This is a genomic window from Porphyromonas levii DSM 23370 (assembly GCF_000379925.1).
GTDB classification, from domain to species: Bacteria; Bacteroidota; Bacteroidia; order Bacteroidales; family Porphyromonadaceae; genus Porphyromonas_A; species Porphyromonas_A levii.
This window is the reverse complement of the sequence record NZ_KB904212.1, coordinates 1-3,128: the sequence shown is the minus strand read 5'-3', so window position 1 is coordinate 3,128 and position 3,128 is coordinate 1. Positions and strand designations below refer to the sequence as shown.

Annotated in this window: 5 protein-coding genes and 1 tRNA gene; 1 reads left to right on the top strand and 5 read right to left on the bottom strand. The window is 42.8% G+C overall.

Annotation, left to right across the window (positions count from 1 at the left end; translation table 11 throughout):
* Positions 1 to 246: hypothetical protein (locus A3GG_RS13685; protein ID WP_211205863.1), on the top strand; the 246-nt coding region annotated here is incomplete at its 5' end.
* A gap of 107 nt (positions 247 to 353) precedes the next feature.
* On the opposite strand, the gene A3GG_RS0101135 is transcribed toward A3GG_RS13685, so the two are convergent.
* The 5 genes from A3GG_RS0101135 to A3GG_RS0101115 form a co-directional block, all read right to left on the bottom strand.
* Positions 354 to 824, bottom strand: coding sequence for an ExbD/TolR family protein (locus tag A3GG_RS0101135; RefSeq protein ID WP_018357498.1), 471 nt, complete (start codon positions 822 to 824; stop codon positions 354 to 356).
* A 10-nt stretch (positions 825 to 834) separates the two neighbouring features.
* Positions 835 to 1,428: a biopolymer transporter ExbD gene (locus tag A3GG_RS0101130; RefSeq protein WP_018357497.1), complete on the bottom strand. Its 594-nt coding sequence runs from the start codon at positions 1,426 to 1,428 to the stop codon at positions 835 to 837.
* Between the two features lie 30 nt (positions 1,429 to 1,458).
* Positions 1,459 to 1,935 carry a hypothetical protein gene (locus A3GG_RS0101125; protein WP_018357496.1) on the bottom strand — a complete coding sequence of 159 codons (477 nt, stop codon included), beginning with the start codon at positions 1,933 to 1,935 and terminating at the stop codon, positions 1,459 to 1,461.
* 24 nt (positions 1,936 to 1,959) lie between these two features.
* On the bottom strand, positions 1,960 to 2,787 hold the full coding sequence (locus A3GG_RS0101120; RefSeq protein ID WP_018357495.1) for a MotA/TolQ/ExbB proton channel family protein: 828 nt from the start codon (positions 2,785 to 2,787) through the stop codon (positions 1,960 to 1,962).
* 56 nt (positions 2,788 to 2,843) lie between these two features.
* Positions 2,844 to 2,931 (bottom strand) — tRNA-Ser (locus A3GG_RS0101115).
* Positions 2,932 to 3,128 lie beyond the last annotated feature (197 nt).

Sequence of the window (3,128 nt, the reverse complement as noted above, 5' to 3'; positions counted from 1 at the left end):
GCCAAACACCTCCCAAAATACAGCAAAGAGCACCCCAAAGTACCCCCAAATACTACCCCCAACAGCGCCGATCTATACTTTGCGGAATCTAGGTTTCTAGGAATAAAAATAATTATTCCTAGAGATAAATATTTTTATTTGTACAGAAAAATAAATTTATTCCTAGGAACAAATTTAGGCGTTCGCGCTTGTTATAATGGGGGCTCCCCTGAGAGCTTTTTGGTTCCCACCATATTCTCATTTTAGGTGATTGTACTTAGCTTTTATTCTGATGCTCATTAGTATGGTACAAATAAAGAGTCGCATCTCACTAGTGTGAAGATGCGACTCTACTTTCTTTATGAAAGAGCTTGTTATAGCTCTTTGCCCTTAAGTGCGCTATAGAAAATCTTTAGTGCATCTGCTTCTCTTAGCTTCTGCTTAACTTCAGTTACAAGACCCATCTTGGTATCCTTGTCAATCTTTAGGATAGTAGTCATGTATGGGGCATCAGCCTCAGACATTGCAGCTTTCTCCTGAGCGATATAGTCAAAGATATCTGCAGTGCTTGCAAACTGGTCATTGAGCTGGATTGCAGCTTCCGATCCGTACTTCTCTTGGTATTGCTTGAGTGGCTCACCCATATAAATATAAGTAGCAAGCGACTTCTTCTCCATCTTTGTAAGCTCTGTAGCTTGAGGGAGTGCAATTTGTACCATCATAGTTACTTCACGGATAGAGGTCACCATCATGATGAAGAATAGGAACGCAAAAATCAAGTCAGGCAATGACATGGTATTTAGTTCCGGTACTTCACGGCTTCCATCTTTCGTAAATCTACTCATAATGTACTCGTTACTTTTTCTTACTACCAAATTCTCTTGGGTTTGCCTCAGAAATCTTCTGAGGATACATATCAATCAACACCTCTTGCTGCTGTAGACTTGCATCTTTAAATGAGAGACCAAAAAGCTTTCTAGACTGCTGATCACGTATTTGCATATAAGCCTTAGTTAGCTCATTCTGTACCAAGATGTAGTCGCTATAACGCGTATCTACTGTATTGGTTAGCGAAATGACGTGATTCTTAGTCACCTTTTGTGCCCCTACAAGAGGGAATGACTCTACTACACGCTCAGCAAGATCAGATCTGTCGTTCTCATTGAGGACGAACTCTGCAACCTTTTCGCGAAGACCATTGAGATCAACTACCTCGCCATTGGCAAGTATCTGACCGCGGTTATTCACGTTAACGCGTAGCATATTTCGACGGTTAATGTCGATAGAGACATCTTGTTGGTCTGGTGGTACGGCTGGTGGTAGCTGACGAGCTAGACCACTATCCGATCCCATAGATGTAGTCAGAAGGAAGAAGAGTAGCAGGATAAAAGAGATATCGGCGCTCGAAGATCCGTTAATCTTTGGAATCTTTTTCTTTCCACGTGCCATAAATAATCCTTTCTTTCAAAATGTTACTTCTTACTTCTTGAGAGATCCCTTAATAGCAAACCCAATAAGTGCAATGATATTAAGCACAAGCACTAAATAGATGCTATAGAGCCACATATCGGCAAACTTGAGGTATCCTTCTGTGTTATATTTTTGGAAATCTACACTGAGTGCAAGCTTGTCGGTGCTACCGATAGCGTATGTGATAACAAGCAGTGCTACAATAGCCACTAGCGATAGTAGTCCGCCAAGTGCGCCTTTACGCCTCTTAGGATCTGCTAAGCTCGCTGCAATTCCTACTACTCCAAAGTATAGCATGGTTAGAAGGGTTACTCCCAACGCAATATACATTAGATAGAACAGAACATCTGTAAAGACAGGCTCTGGTTTTGGTGCTGTTGAATCAACATACCCACCAAAGAAGAAAAGCCCTACTACGATTACTGTGAGAATTGCGAGAACTAGCAGTGCTGTACTGGAAATCTTCCGTATTTTAGTTACTGACATAGTCTTATTCTCCTATTCAAATAATTACTTGTTACCGTACTTCTCCTGATGAGCTACTACTGAGTCAACGAGAGTGATAGAGCTATCCTCCATCTTGTTGATGATACCCTCAAACTTAGCAAGGATATAGTTGTAGAAAATCTGAAGGATCATAGCTACGATAAGACCGAAGATGGTAGTGATAAGAGCCACCTTCATACCTCCTGCTACTACTGTAGGAGAGATGTCACCTACCTGCTCGATAGTATCGAATGCCAATACCATACCTACTACGGTTCCCAAGAATCCTAGAGAAGGTGCGGTAGCGATAAAGAGCGTAATCCATGACATGTTCTTCTCGAGAAGACCTGCCTGTACACCACCGTATGCAGTGATAGAACGCTCTACTGCCTCAAGACCTTGGTCTAGACGGCTGATAGCCTGGTAAGTAATAGATGCTACTGGACCACGAGTATCGCGAGCAAGCTCAAGAGCCTCGTTTACCTTGTTAGCCTGAAGCTTCTGGTCAATCTCCTCGAGGAACTTCTCGTTGTTTACATCTGCTAGGTTTAGGTAGATGATTCTCTCTAGACAGAATGCGAGACCAAGGATGAGCACGATAGCAACTGCTGCCATGAACTCTGGACCTCCCTCGATGAACTTAGTCTTAAGAGCTTGGTGGAAACCACCCTCCTCTACTACTGGTGCCATCTCTTCTGCTGGCTCCTCAACTGGTGCTGCCATCTCCTCAACTGGAGCTGCAGTAGCTGCGCTGTCAGCAGGTTCTGTAGTTGCATCTTGAGCAAAAGCTACGTTGGCAGCGCCAAGAGTAAGCAAACCTGCCAGAGCAATACTTGCTAAAATTCTTTTCATTGTAAGTTCTCTTTTAATTAAAGATTAGTGATAAATACTTTCTAGTTATATTATTGCGGAGAGAGGGGGATTCGAACCCCCGATACGCTTTAGGCGTATACAAGCTTTCCAGGCGTGCCTCTTCAACCACTCGAGCACCTCTCCAAGATCAACTGCGAACACTTTCGCTAGCCAATTTCCCCACAAATCTAATTCATTTCTTCGTATCTAGCCACTTTTGAAGCAACTTTTTTTGGGCTTGCCCTCTATTGAGACCGTTGCACGAAGATATTTGATTTTCTCATCCTCCTTTTCGTCCGTTTTTTAGGAGGATTTCGTTCAGGGCAGTCTTTCTCTTATCA

What these genes read in the sequence shown, in the direction of transcription:
- A3GG_RS0101135 (WP_018357498.1), bottom strand. Translation starts at nt 824, where the DNA reads ATGAGTAGATTTACGAAAGATGGAAGCCGTGAAGTACCGGAACTAAAT.
- A3GG_RS0101120 (WP_018357495.1), bottom strand. Translation starts at nt 2,787, where the DNA reads ATGAAAAGAATTTTAGCAAGTATTGCTCTGGCAGGTTTGCTTACTCTT.
- A3GG_RS0101130 (WP_018357497.1), bottom strand. Translation starts at nt 1,428, where the DNA reads ATGGCACGTGGAAAGAAAAAGATTCCAAAGATTAACGGATCTTCGAGC.
- A3GG_RS0101125 (WP_018357496.1), bottom strand. Translation starts at nt 1,935, where the DNA reads ATGTCAGTAACTAAAATACGGAAGATTTCCAGTACAGCACTGCTAGTT.